At 72.2% G+C, this 16,862-nt stretch carries 16 protein-coding genes; 14 read left to right on the top strand and 2 right to left on the bottom strand.

The annotated features are described in order from the left end of the window. The first annotated feature begins 51 nt into the window (after nucleotides 1-51). From OHU34_RS03120 to OHU34_RS03080, 9 genes are all read left to right on the top strand, one after another. Nucleotides 52-1,014, top strand: a complete 963-nt coding sequence (locus tag OHU34_RS03120; protein ID WP_142267763.1) for a carbohydrate ABC transporter permease — start codon at nucleotides 52-54, stop codon at nucleotides 1,012-1,014. A 23-nt stretch (nucleotides 1,015-1,037) separates the two neighbouring features. After that, complete coding sequence (locus OHU34_RS03115; protein WP_142267764.1) at nucleotides 1,038-1,859, top strand: carbohydrate ABC transporter permease; 822 nt, start codon at nucleotides 1,038-1,040, stop codon at nucleotides 1,857-1,859. A gap of 81 nt (nucleotides 1,860-1,940) precedes the next feature. Next, complete coding sequence (locus OHU34_RS03110) at nucleotides 1,941-3,890, top strand: glycoside hydrolase family 127 protein (protein ID WP_405764493.1); 1,950 nt, start codon at nucleotides 1,941-1,943, stop codon at nucleotides 3,888-3,890. Between the two features lie 180 nt (nucleotides 3,891-4,070). Further along, nucleotides 4,071-6,266: a beta-L-arabinofuranosidase domain-containing protein gene (locus OHU34_RS03105; RefSeq protein WP_200839901.1), complete on the top strand. Its 2,196-nt coding sequence runs from the start codon at nucleotides 4,071-4,073 to the stop codon at nucleotides 6,264-6,266. 45 nt (nucleotides 6,267-6,311) lie between these two features. After that, a complete protein-coding gene (locus OHU34_RS03100) occupies nucleotides 6,312-6,551 on the top strand; it encodes a hypothetical protein (RefSeq protein ID WP_142267766.1) in 240 nt (79 codons plus the stop codon). Continuing rightward, complete coding sequence (locus OHU34_RS03095; protein WP_020126621.1) at nucleotides 6,551-6,928, top strand: hypothetical protein; 378 nt, start codon at nucleotides 6,551-6,553, stop codon at nucleotides 6,926-6,928. The genes OHU34_RS03100 and OHU34_RS03095 overlap by 1 nt, the downstream gene beginning before the upstream one ends. Before the next feature lie 183 nt (nucleotides 6,929-7,111). Further along, nucleotides 7,112-8,218 (top strand): NAD(P)/FAD-dependent oxidoreductase, encoded by a 1,107-nt coding sequence (locus OHU34_RS03090; protein WP_230193891.1) that lies wholly within the window; start codon nucleotides 7,112-7,114, stop codon nucleotides 8,216-8,218. A 256-nt stretch (nucleotides 8,219-8,474) separates the two neighbouring features. Further along, the gene (locus tag OHU34_RS03085) at nucleotides 8,475-9,296 is read left to right on the top strand and encodes an SAM-dependent methyltransferase (protein WP_142267768.1); all 822 of its coding nucleotides are present in this window, start codon (nucleotides 8,475-8,477) and stop codon (nucleotides 9,294-9,296) included. 124 nt (nucleotides 9,297-9,420) lie between these two features. Continuing rightward, the gene (locus OHU34_RS03080; protein ID WP_142267769.1) at nucleotides 9,421-9,741 is read left to right on the top strand and encodes a DUF6191 domain-containing protein; all 321 of its coding nucleotides are present in this window, start codon (nucleotides 9,421-9,423) and stop codon (nucleotides 9,739-9,741) included. A gap of 60 nt (nucleotides 9,742-9,801) precedes the next feature. Here the strand turns inward: OHU34_RS03080 and OHU34_RS03075 are convergent, their stop codons facing one another. After that, the gene (locus tag OHU34_RS03075) at nucleotides 9,802-10,167 is read right to left on the bottom strand and encodes a hypothetical protein (protein WP_142267770.1); all 366 of its coding nucleotides are present in this window, start codon (nucleotides 10,165-10,167) and stop codon (nucleotides 9,802-9,804) included. 343 nt (nucleotides 10,168-10,510) lie between these two features. Here OHU34_RS03075 and OHU34_RS03070 point away from each other — a divergent pair, with 343 nt between their 5' ends. Further along, on the top strand, nucleotides 10,511-12,643 hold the full coding sequence (locus OHU34_RS03070) for a SpoIIE family protein phosphatase (protein ID WP_405764486.1): 2,133 nt from the start codon (nucleotides 10,511-10,513) through the stop codon (nucleotides 12,641-12,643). 1 nt (nucleotide 12,644) lies between these two features. Here the strand turns inward: OHU34_RS03070 and OHU34_RS03065 are convergent, their stop codons facing one another. Next, entirely contained in the window at nucleotides 12,645-13,265 is a 621-nt protein-coding gene (locus OHU34_RS03065) for a bifunctional 2-polyprenyl-6-hydroxyphenol methylase/3-demethylubiquinol 3-O-methyltransferase UbiG (RefSeq protein ID WP_230193886.1), read from the bottom strand. Nucleotides 13,266-13,438: 173 nt separating this feature from the next. Between OHU34_RS03065 and OHU34_RS03060 the strand changes: the two genes are divergently transcribed. The 4 genes from OHU34_RS03060 to OHU34_RS03045 all read left to right on the top strand — a co-directional run bounded on the left by OHU34_RS03060 (nucleotide 13,439) and on the right by OHU34_RS03045 (nucleotide 16,859). Continuing rightward, complete coding sequence (locus tag OHU34_RS03060; protein ID WP_405764483.1) at nucleotides 13,439-14,290, top strand: restriction endonuclease; 852 nt, start codon at nucleotides 13,439-13,441, stop codon at nucleotides 14,288-14,290. 147 nt (nucleotides 14,291-14,437) lie between these two features. Continuing rightward, on the top strand, nucleotides 14,438-15,121 hold the full coding sequence (locus OHU34_RS03055) for an alpha/beta hydrolase (RefSeq protein WP_230193884.1): 684 nt from the start codon (nucleotides 14,438-14,440) through the stop codon (nucleotides 15,119-15,121). A gap of 222 nt (nucleotides 15,122-15,343) precedes the next feature. Continuing rightward, nucleotides 15,344-15,583: a hypothetical protein gene (locus OHU34_RS03050; RefSeq protein ID WP_157880780.1), complete on the top strand. Its 240-nt coding sequence runs from the start codon at nucleotides 15,344-15,346 to the stop codon at nucleotides 15,581-15,583. A gap of 43 nt (nucleotides 15,584-15,626) precedes the next feature. Continuing rightward, nucleotides 15,627-16,859, top strand: coding sequence for an aminotransferase class V-fold PLP-dependent enzyme (locus OHU34_RS03045; protein ID WP_230193883.1), 1,233 nt, complete (start codon nucleotides 15,627-15,629; stop codon nucleotides 16,857-16,859). The last annotated feature ends 3 nt before the right edge of the window (nucleotides 16,860-16,862 follow it).

The raw sequence follows: 16,862 nt of genomic DNA, 5'->3' as shown, positions 1-16,862 counted from the left end.
CGCTCCGAACCCCGGCACGACCCCTCCCACGTCACCCGGCAGAGGAGAGCCATGCAGGTCAAGGCGCCCGACCGGACGACCACCGCGGACCGGCCCGTGGTGCGTCGCCCGGCCCGCCGACCGCGTACCGCCGTGCCCCGCCGGCACTCCCGCACGATCCAGGGCCTCGGCTACGCGGCCCCCACGGCCGTGTTCGTCACCGTCTTCTTCCTGCTGCCCCTCCTCCTCGTCGGCCAGATGTCGCTCAGCGACTGGCCGCTGCTCGCCGGAGACCGGGGCGGCAACGCCCCGGAGAACTACACCGACGTCACCGACAGCCCCCTGTTCTGGCCGGCTGTGCGCTTCACCCTCCTCTACACGGGGATCGTCACGGTCGTCCTGCTCGGCCTGGCGCTGCTCCTCGCCCTGCTGGTGCAGGAGTCCCGTCCCGGCGCCGGCTTCTTCCGTACGGTGTACTTCCTGCCCGGTGCCCTCGGACTCGCCTCGGCCTCGCTGCTCTTCTGGGGCCTCTACAGCCCCACCACCGGGCCGCTCAGCCGCTTCCTGGAGCGGCTCGGCCTCGTCGACGACCCGGTCTCCTTCCTCGGCACGCCGACCTCGGCCCTTCTGTCGACGGTGTTCCTCGTCGTCTGGAAGTTCGCCGGTTTCTACATGCTGATCCTGCTCGTCGGTCTCCAGCGCATCCCCCACGAGGTGTACGAGGCGGCCCGGATGGACGGCGCGAGCCGCGGCCAGATCTTCCGTGCCATCACGCTGCCGCTGCTGCGTCCCTCGCTCGCCCTCTCCCTGCTGCTCTGCGTCACCGGATCACTGCTCGCCTTCGACCAGTTCTTCGTCCTCACCAAGGGCGGACCCGACAACAGCACCGTCACCGTCGTGCAGTTGATCTACCGCGAGGCGTTCCAGCGGCTGAACCTCGGCACCGCCGCGGCCCTGTCGATCGTCGTGCTGGCCGCGCTGCTCCTGCTCAACGCCCTGCAGTTCCGCGGCCTTCACCGCGCCGACGAGTCATGACCCGCTCGAGACAGGAGACTTCGGTGCTCACCAGGGCCCTCGGCCGGACGCCCTACTACGTCGTCGCCGCAGGACTGGCCGTCATCTTCCTCTTCCCGCTGCTGTGGAACGCCTGGGCCTCGGTCGACGGACAGCCCGGCACCGCGCAGGAGACCGGTTACGGCCTCGGCAACTACCGCACGCTGCTCGACTACGACGCCGGCCTGTGGCGATACCTCGGCAACAGCACCATTGTCTCCGCGCTCACCGTCACGCTGACCCTCGGCGTCTCCCTGCTCGGCGGCTACGCCTTCGCCCGCTTCGACTTCCCCGGCAAGAACCTGTTGTTCCTGCTGACCCTGGCCATCCTCATGGTCCCGTACGCCACGCTCCTCATCCCGCTCTACGTGCTGCTCGGCAGGCTCCACCTGCAGAACTCGCTGCTCGGGCTGAGCCTGGTGCTGGCCATGTTCCAACTGCCGTTCGCCACCTTCATGATGCGGATCTCCTTCGAGGCCGTGCCGCGCGAACTGGAGGAGTCGGCCCTGGTCGACGGCTGCGGAACCGCGGGCGCGCTGCGCCGGGTGCTCCTTCCCGCGGTGCGGCCGGGGCTGATCACGGTGGGGCTGTTCGCCTTCCTCGCGGCCTGGAACGACTTCATCGCACCGCTGATCCTCATCTCGGACAGCGAGAAGGCGCCGCTGCCGCTGGCCGTCGCGAACCTGCGCCAGCAGAGCATGGGTGCCGTCGACTACGGCGCCACCGAAGCCGGGGTGGTGGTGCTCGCCGTGCCCTGCCTGCTCCTCTTCCTGCTGCTGCAACGGCACTACGTACGGGGCTTCATGTCGGGCGCGCTCAAGGGCTGACACGCTGCCCGACCCGCGCGACCACCTGACGGACCCACCGAAGGGACGAACCGGAGGCATGAACTGGTGAGGGAGAACACGGTGCGCTCATCCTTTGTGCCGGTGGCGCCGAGCCGGGGACGGCTGCGGCCGCTCGGCCTCGACGAGGTCCGGATCACCGGGGGCTTCTGGTCCCGACGCCGGCGGACCAACGCGACCGCCACACTCGACCACTGCCGGGACTGGATGGAACGCGTCGGCTGGATCGGCAACTTCCGGGCCGCCGTGGAGGGCAGGATCCACCGGGACCGGCGGGGCCGGGAGTTCGCCGATTCCGACGTCTACAAACTGCTCGAAGCCATGGCCTGGCAGGCCGGACAGTCTCCCGGCGGTTCGCTCGACACACGGATCGCCGCGCTCACCGAGGCCATCGCCCCCGCCCAGGAAGCGGACGGCTACCTCAACACCGCCTTCGGCCGCCCCGGTCAGCAGCCCCGCTACAGCGACCTCGAATGGGGCCATGAGCTGTACTGCTACGGGCACCTGATCCAGGCGGGCGTCGCCCAGACCCGGGCCCGCGGCGAGGGCGAGCTGGCGAAGATCGCCCGGCGGGCCGCCGACCACGTGTGCGCCACCTTCGGGCCGGGCGGCATCGAGGGCGTCTGCGGGCACCCGGAGATCGAGACGGCCCTGGTCGAACTGGCCAGGGCGACGGGGGAGCAGCGCTACCTCGACCAGGCCGCGCTCTTCGTCGAGCGCCGCGGGTACGGCACCCTCGCCGACCCCGAGTTCGGTCGCGTCTACTACCAGGACGACCTGCCCGTCCGACAGGCCACGGCGCTGCGCGGCCACGCCGTCCGCGCCCTCTATCTCGCGGCCGGCGTCGTCGACGTGGCGGTGGAGACCGGGGACGACGCCCTGCTCGACGCGGTCGTACGGCAGTGGGAGACGGGGGTGGCCCGGCGTACCTACCTGACCGGCGGCATGGGCTCGCACCACCGGGACGAGTCCTTCGGCGACGACTTCGTGCTGCCGCCGGACCGCGCCTACTCGGAGACCTGCGCCGGGGTGGCCTCCGTGATGCTCAGCTGGCGGCTGCTCCTCGCCACCGGCGAGCCGCGCTACGCCGACCTTGCGGAGCGGACCCTGTTCAACGTGGTCGCGACCTCCCCGTCCGACGACGGACGCGCCTTCTTCTACGCCAACACCCTGCACCGGCGCCGCCGCGGCACCGTGCCGTCGCCGGACGCCGACAGCCCACGTGCCGAATCGAGCCTGCGCGCCCCCTGGTTCGCCGTGTCCTGCTGCCCGACCAACGTGTCCCGGACCCTGGCGCTGCTGCCCGGCTACCTGGCGACGGCGGACGACCACGGCATCCAGCTGCACCAGTACGCCGACGCCGAGATCGCCACCTCCCTCGCGGGTGGCCATGGCGTCGCGCTGCGTGTCCGTACCGACTACCCCAACGGCGGGAACGTGAGCGTGCGCATCGACCGGTCGCCGGACCGCCCCTGGACGCTGTCGCTGCGCGTCCCCGCGTGGACGCAGGGTGCCCCCGCCCGGCTGGTCGGCCCGGACGGCGCGCGCCGAGCCGTGGCACCCGGTACGGCCACGGTCACCCGGCTGTTCCGGCCCGGCGACGAGGTACGGCTCGAACTGCCCGTGATCCCGCGCTGGATCACGCCCGACCCGCGCATCGACGCGGTGCGCGGCACCGCCGCCGTCCAGCGCGGTCCGCTGGTGTACTGCGCCGAGTCCGTGGACCTGCCGGACGGGCACGAGGTCGACGCCGTACGAGTGGACCCGTCCGCCGCGCCGCAGGACGGGCCGGACGACACGGTCCTGGCGCCCGGTGCACTCGTCGCCCCGCACGACGAACCGCACGACGCCACCTGGCCCTACCAGCCGATCGGCCGGACCCCTGCCCCCGCTGCCGAGCGCGCCGGCATCGTCCTGGTGCCCTACCACTCCTGGGCGCGCCGAGGCCCCTCGACGATGCGCGTATGGCTGCCGACCACGACGGAACCGCCGACCGCGTCCCCCGGGGAGTAGTCGTGCACCGGCCGGCGACCGGCAGTGCGCATGCGGCCGAGCGACGCCCGCCCCGCACGTTCCACCCCGCGTGTCCGGCCCCCCGACACGTTCCACCGCCACGCGCGCCCCCTGCCCACCGACACCTTCCACCGCCAGGCGCTTGCGTCCCGCCCCCCACACACACAAACGGAGCCCAGCATGTCCCAACCCCCCACTCGCCGACATCTGTTGAGACTGGCCGCGGGGACCGCGGCCGCCGTCCCGCTGCTGCACGCGACCCCGGCGGCAGCCCGCACCACGTCCACTGCCACTGCCACCGCCACCGTCTCCGCGCCGCTCGCCGGGACTCCGGCACATGTCCCGTCCGCCGCTGCCCCGGCAGCCGTCCCGGCGGCCTGGGTGGTGCATCCCTTCCCGCTGGACCAGGTGACCCTCGGCGACGGTGTCTTCCGTCGCAAGCGCGATCTGATGCTCGACTACGCGAGGACCTACCCCGCCGACCGCATCCTGGCCGTCTTCCGGGCCAACGCCGGGCTCGACACCCGAGGGGCCCGGCCGCCGGGCGGCTGGGAGACCGCCGACGGCAATCTGCGGGGCCACTACGGCGGCCACTTCCTCACCCTCGTCTCCCAGGCGTACGCCGACACGCGCGAGGCGGCCCTGAAGGCCAAGCTCGACCAGCTGGTGGCGGCGCTCGGCGAATGCCAGCAGGCCCTGGCCGAACACGGCTCGCCGAGACCGAGCCACCCCGGCTACCTGGCGGCGTACCCGGAGACGCAGTTCATCCTGCTGGAGAGCTACACGACCTACCCCACCATCTGGGCGCCCTACTACACCTGCCACAAGATCATGCGCGGTCTCCTCGACGCGTACACCCTGGCCGGGAACGCACAGGCCCTCGCCATCGCCTCGAAGATGGGCGACTGGGTGCACAGCAGGCTGGGCCGGCTGCCGAAGGCGCAGCTGGAGCGCATGTGGTCGATCTACATCGCCGGTGAGTACGGCGGGATGAACGAGGTGATGGCGGACCTTCACGCCCACACCGGCCGGGCCGAGCACCTCGCCGCCGCCCGCTGCTTCGACAACACCGCGCTGCTGGACGCCTGCGCCGGCGACCGGGACATCCTGGAGGGCCGGCACGCGAACCAGCACATTCCCCAGTTCACCGGCTATGTGCGGCTCTTCGACCACACGGGGGACGAGAAGTACGCGGCCGCCGCCCGCAACTTCTGGCACATGGTGGCGGGCCCCCGGACGTACAGCCTGGGCGGCACGGGCCAAGGCGAGATGTTCCGGGCCCGGAACGCCGTCGCGGCCACCCTGGGCGACAACAACGCCGAGACCTGCGCGACGTACAACATGCTCAAGCTGAGCAGGCAGTTGTTCTTCCACGAACCGGACCCCGCCTACATGGACCACTACGAGCGGGGCCTGACCAACCACATCCTCGCCTCCCGCCGGGACGCCCCCGGCACGGACAGTCCCGAGGTCACCTACTTCGTCGGCATGGGACCGGGGGCGGTGCGCGAGTACGGCAACACCGGCACCTGCTGCGGCGGCACCGGTATGGAGAACCACACCAAGTACCAGGACTCGGTCTACTTCCGCTCCGCCGACGGCGACGCGGTCTACGTCAACCTCCACCTCGCCTCCACCCTGCGCCTTCCGGAGCGGGGGCTGGTCATCGAGCAGACGAGCACCTACCCGGCCGAGGGCGTCCGCACCCTGACGTTCCGTGAGGGCGGCGGCGCACTCGACCTGAAGCTGCGGGTGCCGTCCTGGGCGACGGCGGGCTTCACCGTCGCGGTCAACGGTGTCCCGCAACCGGCTCGGGCCGTGCCCGGCAGCTACCTCACCCTGAGCAGGAACTGGCGGCGCGGCGACCGGGTCACGTTCTCGGCCCCCTACCGCCTGCGCGTCGAGAGGGCGCCGGACGATCCCGCCGTCCAGTCGCTGTTCCACGGGCCGGTCCTGCTGGTCGCGCGGAGCCGGGAAACAACGCTCCGGCAGTTCTCCTTCTACCGAGACTTCACCCTCCGGGGCGATCTGGCCGACTCGGTCCGGCCCGAGGGACGCCCGCAGCACTTCACCACGCACGGCCTGACCCTGGCCCCGTTCCACCTCGCCGACGACGCCGCCTACCACGCCTACTTCAGGCGCACCGAGCCGGTCGTCGTCTTCGGCACCACCGACTCGGGGGTGGCGAACCGCGCCCGTGGGGACGGCCTGACCTTCCTCGACGTCCTCTGGCAGCAGGCGCCGTTCGCGACCGCCGCCCGTTTCGTGGACGCGGTGCGTGCCCTGGCCGACGTCTGGCTGGCGGAGGGCCTCTTCGCACGGTCCGAGCGGGACCGTGTCGTCGCGGCCGCGGGCGCGGCGAACCCGCGCCGCTGAAGAAGGGGGCTGCCGCGGGCTGGTAACAGCTGTTACCGTCTGCGTATGGCGAAGACACAGTTGGGTGCCCGCGTCGACGACGAGATCGCGGAACTGGCCAAGGCCCGGGCCAAGGACCGTGGCCTGCCGCTCGGCGAGTACATCGCCGCCCTGGTCCGCGAGGACGCCGACGGGCTGCGGCAGCGCGGCCTGGACGCGGCACGGCGCTTCCTGGACGAGCACCAGGCCGTCTTCGACGAGGCCGAGGACGCCGACCGGCGCGTCCCGGGAGCGCACGCCGCCTGATGGAACTCCATATCGACGTCCCCTGGATCCTCCAGGTCGCCGAGATCGCGGGCGCGGCCGACCCCACCCCCGAGGACTACGGGGTACCGGTGGCGGCGGTCGCCTGCCACCGCGCCGAACTGCTCGAGCAGCCCGTCTACGACGGGCCCTACGCCCGCGCCGCCGCCCTGGTGCACGTCCTCGGCCGCTGCCGCTGGCTCGAGCGGTCCAACATGGCCGTCGCCGCGGCGACGGGCGTGATGTATCTGGACGCCTCCGGGATACCGGTCAAGCCCACCCGCGAGGACGCGGTGGCCCTGCGTGACCTGCTGCGGGATCCGTCCTGCACCGCCGCAAGGATCGCCGCGCTGCTGCGCGCCTGGCCGCGGGCCACCTGAACCCCGCGCGCACCTGAACCACCGCATGACTTCACGGCTGCACGGCTTCACCGAACGTACACACAGCTGCACACGCCTCCACGTGAACTTAAAAGTTCAAGCGCTACGCTCGTCGGCAGTTCGAGTGGTCGAGGAAGCCCCCACGGCGCGGCCGCTCGCTTCCCCCATGCTCAGGAGACGCGCGTGCGCGACGGCGACATAGTGGTGATCGGCGGAGGCTACGCGGGCGTCCGGCTGGCGAAGCGACTGGACACGACGGCCCGGGTCACCCTGGTGGACCGCAAAGAGGTGTTCTTCCACCGCATCGCCTCGCTCCGCGCCGGCGTGCGCCCGGAGTGGTCGGTCACCCCCTTCATCCCGTACGACCGGCTGCTGCGCGACGGCCGGATCGTCGTGGGCAAGGCGGTCCGCGTCGACACCGACGAACGGCAGGTCGTCCTGGCGACGGGCGAGCGGCTTGCCTACGACGTCCTCGTGATCGCCACCGGCGCCGACTACCCCGAGCCGGCCCGCTTCACCGGCACCACCACCGAGGAGACGATCAAGTCCTTCGCGGGCCACCAGCGCAGGATCGCCGCCGCCGAACACGTTCTCGTCGTCGGCGGCGGGCCCTCCGGTGTCGAGCTCAGCGCCGAGATACGCCTGGCCCGGCCGGACGCCCGGGTCACGCTCGCCCACGCGGGGGCGGCGCTGCTGAACTCCGCCGGCAGCAGGCGGGCCGGGCGCCGGGCGCTGGCCTGGCTGGAGTCCCACGAGGTGGAGGTGCGCCTCGACTCGTTCATGTCGCCGGGAAACGACTTCGGCACCTATCGCGACGCGCGCGGCAACATCATCGACGCGGACCTCTCCTTCTGGGCCACGGGCACCACACCCAACACCCTCTGGCTGCGACTGGCCGGACACGGCGACTGGCTGAACGCGGCCGGGCACATCAAGGTCGACCGGCGGCTCAGGGTCGAGGGGCGCCCGGACGTGTTCGCGGTCGGCGACGTGAACGACGCCACCGAACTCAAGATCACTCCCGCCGCGCTGGCCCAGGCCGATCTCGCCGCGCACAACATCCGTGTCCACCTGAGGAGTTCCGGCCGGCACCGCAAGGAACCCCGCCTCTACCGGCCGGTCCGGCGCACCCCGCTCATCGTGCCCTTCGGCCCCGCCGACGGGCTGACCGTGCTGCCCGTGCCGGGCGGCGAGAGCGCCGTACTGGGCGGTCGCGCCTCGGTGCCGGCGAAGGCCAAGACCCTCATGACGCCGTACATGAGGCGCCAACTCGGCTACAGCGCCGGCTGAACCACCCGCCCGCCGGCGGGTGCTCGCACGGCTCATGACGAACCCGCGCCGCGCTGCCGCGGCCGTCGGTCACCGTCCGCCATCGTGGACCACCCTCGGGAAACCGCTTACCGGAGCCGACTCGCCGCACGGAGCTGCGGAATGGCCGAAACGACACGGCAGGTGACAGCAAGCGCTCTCAACTCCCCTGCCCGGAAAGAAAGTTCGCCTACGTTGGTGCCCTGATCAACTACGCAGCCGTGCAGGAGGCTTTGCCGTGTCGGACCCGACTTCCCAGACCACCGCGACCGCCGGAACACCCGGCCGGATCGACACGTCCAAGCCGCACTCGGCCCGGTTCTGGAACTATTTCGTCGGCGGCAAGGACAACTACGAGGTCGACCGGGAGATCGGCGACCACATCAAGGAGATCTTCCCCGGCCTCGTCGACGTGGCGGTCGCCAGCCGGCACTTCCTGGGACGCGCGGTGCGGCACCTCGCCCAGGAGCGGGGCATCCGCCAGTTCCTGGACGTGGGCACCGGTCTGCCCACCGCCGACAACACCCACCAGGTGGCGCAGAGCGTGGCCCCCGACGCCAGGATCGTGTACGTCGACAACGACCCCGTGGTCCTGGCCCATGCGCACGCCCTGCTGACGAGTACGCCGGAAGGCAGGACCGCCTATCTGGACGCGGACCTGTACGACCCGGAAGCCGTGCTGGAAGCCGCCGCGGGAACGCTGGACCTCTCCCGGCCGGTCGCCCTGATGATCCTCAACACGCTGGGCCACGTCGGCGACTACGCGCAGGCGCGCGACCTGGTCGGGCGGCTCATGGCCGGTCTCCCCTCGGGGAGTCATCTGGTGATCAGCGACAGCACGGCCACCAGCGCGGGCATGATCGCCGCGTCGGAGGCGTACAACGCGAGCGGCGCCGTGCCCTACCACGTCCGCGCCGTCGAGGAGATCGGCGGCTTCTTCGACGGGCTGGAGCTGGTGGAACCGGGGATCGTCCAGGTCACGAAGTGGCGCGCGAACCCCGATGATTCAGCCAACTTCGCCGCCGTCGACGCCTATTGCGGCGTGGGACGCAAGCCGTAACCGCCCGGCCGGCCCTGGACGGCCCGGGTCACCGATCCCGGGCACCGCCCCCGGGTCACCGGTGCCGGGAACCCGCCGAGGCGGCCGCCTGTCCACGCCGCGCCCGGGCTCGGATAATGGGGACATGGGATTAGCCGTGTTCATGACCCTGCCCGGGCTGGTCATCCTGCTGACCGTCGTGGCCTTCGCCGACCAGCTGGTTCTCCGCACGGGGCGGGCCGGGCTGCTGCCCTGGCGCAACAGCGCCCGGCAGGGCCAGATATCGGCGACCGGCTTCGAGCAACTCCACGCGAGCTTCTCACCCGGGAAGCAGAACGAACTCAAGGAGCGCCAGTCGGCTCTGGTGATGCGGGACGACGAGGAGGACGGCGCGCCTGCGAACCGGACGACGGTGGACCTGGACGGCGGATTGGCGGTCGTCCGGATGCCCGGGGCCGGGCGCTAGCCGTACCGCCCGGCTCACGACCGGCCGCCGGTCTCCGGCTCCCGCGGGCCGTACCGCGGCTCAGTCGCTGCGCCGGTCCCTGGAAAGCAGCCACCGCCACCGTTCGCGTTCCGTGACGAGGGTGATGGCCACCAGGAGAGACACGAGAACTGCCGCACCGGTGGGCCACACCCACCATGCGGCGATCGCGGCGGCGGCGAGCTGGAGCAGGACGAGCAGGATGGTGACCGTACCCGATACCGGGATGATCACCTGTTTCTTGTCCCCCGGAGTCGCGAAGACGGTCGGCAGGCCGATCAGTACCACCACGGCCAGGACGGCGTACAGCCACGAGTACTGGGCCAGGGCCCACGGGGTGGCCACCCAGGCGACGAGTTCCGAGGCGAAGCGCAGGACGGATGCGATGCGGTCGTCCGGTCTCTCCACGTATCCCCCAGGCTGTCTCGACCACCAGCGGGAAATCCTACGACGGGCCACAGCCCTCAACAGGGCTGTGAGGGTGGCTCGATGATCGTGCTCGTCGCGAGAAGACCGTCCCGGCCCTCAGCGGTGCGGACATCCCCGACGAGTGACCCTTACGGTCGGCCGCGCCCTCCCGGCCCGGACGGCACCGGCGTCCGGGCCGGGAGACGGTGTCCCTCGGGCGCCTTCTCCCCCTCGGCGAGGGCGCTCACGTCGTCGTCCGGAGTGACCGCCACGGTAGGAGCGGCGCCCGGGTGGCCGGCCTCCCGACGAGGCCTACGCGCCCGTACGGCGTAACGTCGTCCTTGTGGACCTGACGGCTGCCGGTCTCGCGTCCCGTGTCGTACGCGAGCTCGGTTCGCGAGCGGACGAGCTGATCGCCGAGGTGGAGCGTGGCCTGCGGCGGGAGCTGCCCGAGCTGTGGGACGACCCCGGCATCGCGCGGATGGTGGCGGAGAACGTCGCCGACCACATCGCCGCCGGACTGTTCGGCCTCGAACACGCCATCGAGGCGACACTGATCGAACCGCCACCGGCCGACCTGGACCGTTCGCGCCGACTGGCCCGGCACGGCATCCCGCTCGGCACGATGCTGCGGGCATTCCGGCTGGCGCAGACCATCGTCCTCGACCGGCTGCTCGCGGAGATGCCCCGGTTCACCGACGACGTCGAGCTGACCAGCGCGGCCGCACGGCACGTCATCGCGACGGCGGCCGCGTACGTGGACCGCACCTCGGAGCAGGGCGTCGCCGCCTTCCAGGAGGAGCGGGACCGCCGGCTGCAATGGCGGCTGTCGATGGTGAACGAGGCGGGCGTGCGCATCGGTACCACCCTGGACATCGCCCGCACCACGCAGGAACTGGCCGATTACGCCGTCGAGCGCTTCGCCGACCTCGTCACCGTCGACCTGCTCGACGCCGCGCTGCACGCCCACGAATTCTCGACCGAAGGCCCCCTCGTGCTGCGCCGGACCGCGCGGGCACCGGTGGGCGACGACGGTCCGGAACCGGGCGCCGTGACGCAGGAGCTGCACACCTGCCCGGACGGGTCGCCCGAGGCTCACGCCCTGATCACCGGCCGGCCCGCCAAGCACCACGGCGACGCGGCCGGCGCCCCGCGCATCCACTCCACCCTGGTGGTGCCGCTGCGTGCCCGCGGCGTCACACTGGGTGTCGCCCGGTTCTCCCGGCACCGCAACCCGGACCTCTACGACGACGAGGACCTGCTCCTCGCCCAGGAGATCGCCGCCCGGGCGGCCGTGGCCGTCGACAACGCCCGCCGCTACAGCTACGCCCGCGCCACCGCCCTCACCCTCCAGCGCAGTCTGCTCCCGCGTGGTGCGCCGCGGCAGTCCGCGGTCGAGGTCGCCTACCGCTACCTTCCCGCGGGCGACCGGGTCGGCGTCGGCGGCGACTGGTACGACGTCATCCCGCTGTCCGGCGCCCGGGTCGCCCTCGTGGTGGGCGACGTGGTCGGCCACGGCATCCACGCCGCCGCCACCATGGGCCGTCTGCGGACCGCCGTACGCACCCTCGCCGACATCGACCTGCCGCCCGACGAACTCCTCACGCACCTCGACGACATCGTGCTGCGTCTGTCCGGCGAGACCTCCGACGACGTGGACGGCGAAGCCGCCGGAGACCTGGGCGCCACCTGTTTGTACGCCGTCTACGACCCGGTCTCCCGACGCTTCACCCTGGCCCGCGCGGGACATGTGCCGCCCGCGCTGGTGACCCCGGACGGAACGGCCGAGATCCTGGATCTGCCGCCGGGCCCGCCACTCGGCCTGGGCGGCGTGCCGTTCGAGGCGGCGGAGTTCGAACTCCCCGAAGGCAGCCTCCTCGCCCTGTACACCGACGGCCTGGTCGAGTCCCGCGACCACGACGTCGACGCCGGTCTCGCCAGGCTGCGCCAGGCCCTCGTCCGGCCGGCTCCCTCACTGGAGGAGGTCTGCGACCACGTCATCGAGACCCTGCTGCCGACCCGGCCGGACGACGACGTCGCCCTGCTCCTGGCCCGCACCCACGCGCTGGGCGCCGGCCAGGTCGCCACCTGGGACCTGGCCGCCGAACCCGCGGCCGTCTCCCGAGCCCGCTCGGACGTCTCCCGGCAGCTGAGCGACTGGGGTCTGGAGGAACTCGGCTTCACCGCCGAACTGGTCGTCAGCGAACTGGTCACCAACGCCATCTGCTACGGCCGACCCCCCATCCGGCTGCGCCTGATCCACGACCGCACCCTGCTGTGCGAGGTCTCCGACGGCAGCAGCACCACCCCTCACCTGCGCCGGGCCCGTGTCTTCGACGAAGGCGGCCGAGGCCTGCTCCTGGTCGCCCAGCTCGCCGAGCGCTGGGGAACCCGCCACGCCCGCCGCGGCAAGACGGTCTGGGCCGAACTGAGCGACTCCGCCGAACTCCCGCTGTCCGCCTTCACCCAGGCCTGAATCAGCGGCGGCGCGCCCAGAACAGCGCGTGACCGTTCTCGCCCTCGGGTACGAACTCCTCCTGCTCCACGACGAGACCGGCCTGGGTGATCCAGCGCCGATTCGTCGCGACGTCCGCGTGGCTCCACCACATGGGGGTCCCGCCGCCCAGCCAGTCCTCATCGACACCGGTCCAGGCCCGATGCCCGGTGGTGCCCAGGAACCAACCGCCCGGTCGCAGCCATCCGGCGACCTTCCGGAGCAGCGGAAGCTGTTCGTCGAGCGGAATGTGGATCAGCGCGTACAACGTGACGACCGCGTCGAAGGAGGCCGGCCCGAAGTCCACCGCCGTGGCGTCGGCATGGACGAACTCGGCCTGCGGCACACGCTCCCGAGCCCTGCGGATCTGCACCTCACTGATGTCGACGCCCGTGACACGGTGCCCGGCGGCCGCCAGGTCGCGAGCGACGGGGATCCCGCTTCCGCAGCCGAGATCCAGCACCGTGCCGCCTGCCGGGACCCGACCGGACAGTGCGCGGATCCATGGCCCGTACTTCGTCTCGCCGCCGTACGTCCGGTCGTAGCGGAGGGAGAGCGCGTCATACCCGCGCCGGACCAGCTCTTTGGGATCTTCGATGTCCACGCCGGTGCACGCTAGCCGCGCACGGTGAGAAGCCGCGAACGGATATTCCCCCCCGCAGCGACGGACGGTGTGTCCGGCCCCACGCGCGCGTGCTCCCGTCTCCCGATAGAACCGCGCCGACCCGGGCACACGCTCGATGATCTTCGTTGACGTACCCGGGAGGACGCACCGCCATGGCCGTACCGCCGCACGTTCCGCAGCCCGCGCGCAGTCCGCGTCGGTTCGAACTCCGCTCCACGGCCGTGTACTTCGTGCTGCTCGCCATTCTGCTGACCTTGCTGGGGACGGTCGCCCGTACCGCCACGGCAGCGGCGGAGCGCCGTCCGGGCTGGGCGGTCTCGCTCGTACTCGTCGGTGCCGCCGGTGTCGTCGCGGGTCGTCGCGGACGGAGCAGGTTCTCGGCGGCGAGGCTCGCGCGCCGTGCCGCGAGGTCCCTGGAGGAAGCCACGGAGACGGTGGTCGAGGCTCTCGAGACCGCGCCGCCGGTCGTTGCCTCGGAACCGGCCGTGTCTCGGACGGAGTTCGTCGGTGGGGGACTCGGCGTGGAACCGACGATCCCGCTCGGCCGGCCCCTCGGCGGGATCTCCGAGCAGCCTCTCGACACCGCGCCGGACGCCACCGAGGAGATCGGTTTCGAGGAGCTGGATCCCTACGAGTTCGAGCAGGCGATAGCCGAGCTCTGCCGGCGCGACGGCTGCACCGAGGTGGAGGTCGTCGGCGGGGCCGGTGATCTGGGCGCCGATGTCGTGGCGAGGACAGCGGACGGACGTGTGCTCGTCATCCAGTGCAAGCGCTACAGCGATACCAACCGTGTCGGTTCCCAGGACATGCAGCGCTTCGGCGGGACGTGTTTCGCCGTGCACGGGGCCGAGGTCGCGGCGGTCGTCACCACCGGCGACTTCACCGCGCCCGCCGTCGAGTACGCGAGCCGATGCGGCATCGTGTGCGTGGACGGCGAGGACCTCGGGCGTTGGCAGGACGCGGTGGGCCCGAGGCCGTGGGAGCCGGAGTTCGTGGCGGACTGAACCGGTGACCGTCGAGAAGATCCGGATGTGCGGCGAGAGAGGCGGCGGGCAGTGCGCGAAGGAGCGGGAGCAGGAGCGGTCGGGGAAGAAGGCGGGGAAGAAGGCGGGAAGGCGGTCCGGGAAGCGGGCGGAGACGGAGGACGGGGCGTGGGGAGCTCGTCCGCGTTGCTGGTGCGGCAGCGGCCGGCCGGGACGCCGGGCGCCGCGGTCGTGGTTCTGCACGGCGGCCGGGAACACAGCCGGGAGGTATCGCGGGGCTGGCACCTGGCCGCCCTGCGCATGCGTCCCGTCCTGCGGGCGGCGGTGGCCGCGACGGACCGTCAGGACGTGCTGGTCGGCGAGGTGCGCTACCGCTACCGGGGCTGGAACGCGACCGCCGATCCCGTGCACGACACCGTACGGGCGCTCGACGAACTGCGCCGGACGGTCGGCGAGGTGCCCGTGACCCTGGTGGGCCACTCGATGGGTGGCCGGGCGGCCCTGCGGGCGGCGGCCGACCCCGCGGTACGCGGTGTCCTCGCGCTGGCGCCGTGGTGCCCGCCCGGCGAACCCGTCGACCATCTCGGCGGGAAGCGGATCGTCGTCCTGCACGGAGACCGTGACCGGGTGACCGATCCGGGGGAGTCCGCCGAGTACGTCCGACGGGCACGGCGGGCGGCGGCGCAGGCGGGCATCGTCCTCGTCCGCCGCGGTGACCACGCCATGCTCCGGCGGTGCGCCGACTGGCACCGTGCCACCGCCGCGATCGTCGCCCAACTCCTGCGACCGGAGCCGGTCGTCGAGGGTCTCGCCGGCGAGGCCTGCGCGGCGGACGGCCCCCTGCCGTGGTGACCGCGGGCGGAGCGCACGCCGTCGGCGAGGGGTCGTACCGAGGGTGGCCGGGGCCCGTCCGGGGCACCTCCGCGCAGTCCATCGCGACCGTTTTGGGGCCCCCATGGTCACCCGCACCCGGGCCATCGGGGACAATACGATGACGTCACCACGGTCGGTTCCGCTGTCGAACCGTCAGGAGACGTCACAAAAGCGCCGGTTCGCTCCGTCGGATCGTCGGCCGTGTCCGAAGCAAGTCCTGCCGTGTCGGCCTGCCCGACCGTCCACGAAAGCAGAGCCCCCTCGGTGATCCCCGTCTTCGACGACACCCCGATCTACCACCGCCTCATCATCGAACGCGGCGACGTGCCCGCTCAGGTGAAAGGCGAGGCCGAACGCATCAAGCGAGACCTGGACCGGGTCATGAGCGCCCCGTCCTCCTTCACCCCCGGTCTGCCCGCGCAGCGGTCGTTCTTCGGCTGAGGGTCTGACGGTCCGAGCCACCAGGGACGATCCGAGGAGATCCGTGAAGGAGGGCGAAATCGTCGCCGTGCCCCGACCGTTGGCGCTGCCCGACGGGCGGCCCGCGCTGGCGGCCTGGACGCTCGACCCCGACCTGCGGCATCTCAACCACGGTTCGTTCGGCGCCGTCCCGCGGGTGGCGCAGAAGCGGCAGAATGCCCTGCGGGCGGAGATGGAACGCGCCCCGGTCGCGTGGTTCCCGTCGCTGCCCGGCCGGATCGCCGCGGCCCGCGCGGCCGTGGCCGGCCGGCTGCGGACCGACGCGAAGGACCTGGCGCTCGTGCCGAACGCCAGCGCCGGGGCCAGCGTCGTCTACGCCGCCCTGGCCGCCCGGCCCGGCGGGGACATCGTGGTCACCGACCACGGCTACGGCGCCGTCACCATGGGCGCGGAGCGGCTGGCCCGTCGCTGGGGGACCGGCGTACGCACGGCCCGGGTGCCCCTGGCGGCCGATGCCGAGCAGGCGTACCGAGCGGTGATGGCGCAGGTGGACGACGGCGTCGCCCTGATCGTCCTGGACCAGATCACCTCGGCGACGGCCCGGCTGATGCCGGTCGGACGCGTCGGGACCGAAGCCGCGCGGCGCGGGATCACCCTGCTCGTCGACGGCGCGCACGCCCCCGGTCTGCTGGCCGCGCCGCTGGACGGCCTGGTCTGTGACGCCTGGGTCGGCAACCTCCACAAATGGGGCTGTGCCCCGCGCGGCACGGCGGCGCTCGTCGCCCACGGCCCGCTCCGGGCGGACCTGCACCCGCTGATCGACTCATGGGGCGCGGCCGAACCCTTCCCGGACCGCTTCGACCACCAGGGCACGCTCGACGCCACCGGCTTCCTGGCCGCGCCCACCGCACTGGACTTCATCGACGACACCTGGGGCTGGGACACGGCCCGCCGGTACATGGACGAACTGGCGGACCACGGCGCCCGTGTCGTCGCGGAGGCCTTCGCCCGGACCGGGAACCCGGCCGACCCCGTCGACGTCGGCATGACCGTCCCCGGAATGCGGCTGGTCCGCCTGCCCGAGGGCCTGGGCACGAGTCGGGTCGCGGCGGACGCCCTGCGCGACCGTGCGACCGCCGAACTGGGCGTGGAGGCCGCGTTCACCAGCTTCGACGGACTCGGTTACCTACGGCTGTCCGCCCATGTCTACAACACCCCCGAGGACTACGGGCACTTCGCCGAGACGTGTGTGCCCGTCGTCGAGAAATGGGCCCGCGAGGCAAGGGAGCAGTCGTAGGCC

The organism is Streptomyces sp. NBC_00080 (genome assembly GCF_045041255.1).
Lineage (GTDB): Bacteria > Actinomycetota > Actinomycetes > Streptomycetales > Streptomycetaceae > Streptomyces > Streptomyces coriariae.
Note: the sequence above shows the minus strand (reverse complement) of the source record. Positions and strands in the feature narration are given on the sequence as shown.

What these genes read in the sequence shown, in the direction of transcription:
- OHU34_RS03060 (WP_405764483.1), top strand. Translation starts at nt 13,439, where the DNA reads ATGGCCGTACCGCCGCACGTTCCGCAGCCCGCGCGCAGTCCGCGTCGG.
- OHU34_RS03120 (WP_142267763.1), top strand. Translation starts at nt 52, where the DNA reads ATGCAGGTCAAGGCGCCCGACCGGACGACCACCGCGGACCGGCCCGTG.
- OHU34_RS03095 (WP_020126621.1), top strand. Translation starts at nt 6,551, where the DNA reads ATGGAACTCCATATCGACGTCCCCTGGATCCTCCAGGTCGCCGAGATC.
- OHU34_RS03105 (WP_200839901.1), top strand. Translation starts at nt 4,071, where the DNA reads ATGTCCCAACCCCCCACTCGCCGACATCTGTTGAGACTGGCCGCGGGG.
- OHU34_RS03100 (WP_142267766.1), top strand. Translation starts at nt 6,312, where the DNA reads ATGGCGAAGACACAGTTGGGTGCCCGCGTCGACGACGAGATCGCGGAA.
- OHU34_RS03080 (WP_142267769.1), top strand. Translation starts at nt 9,421, where the DNA reads ATGGGATTAGCCGTGTTCATGACCCTGCCCGGGCTGGTCATCCTGCTG.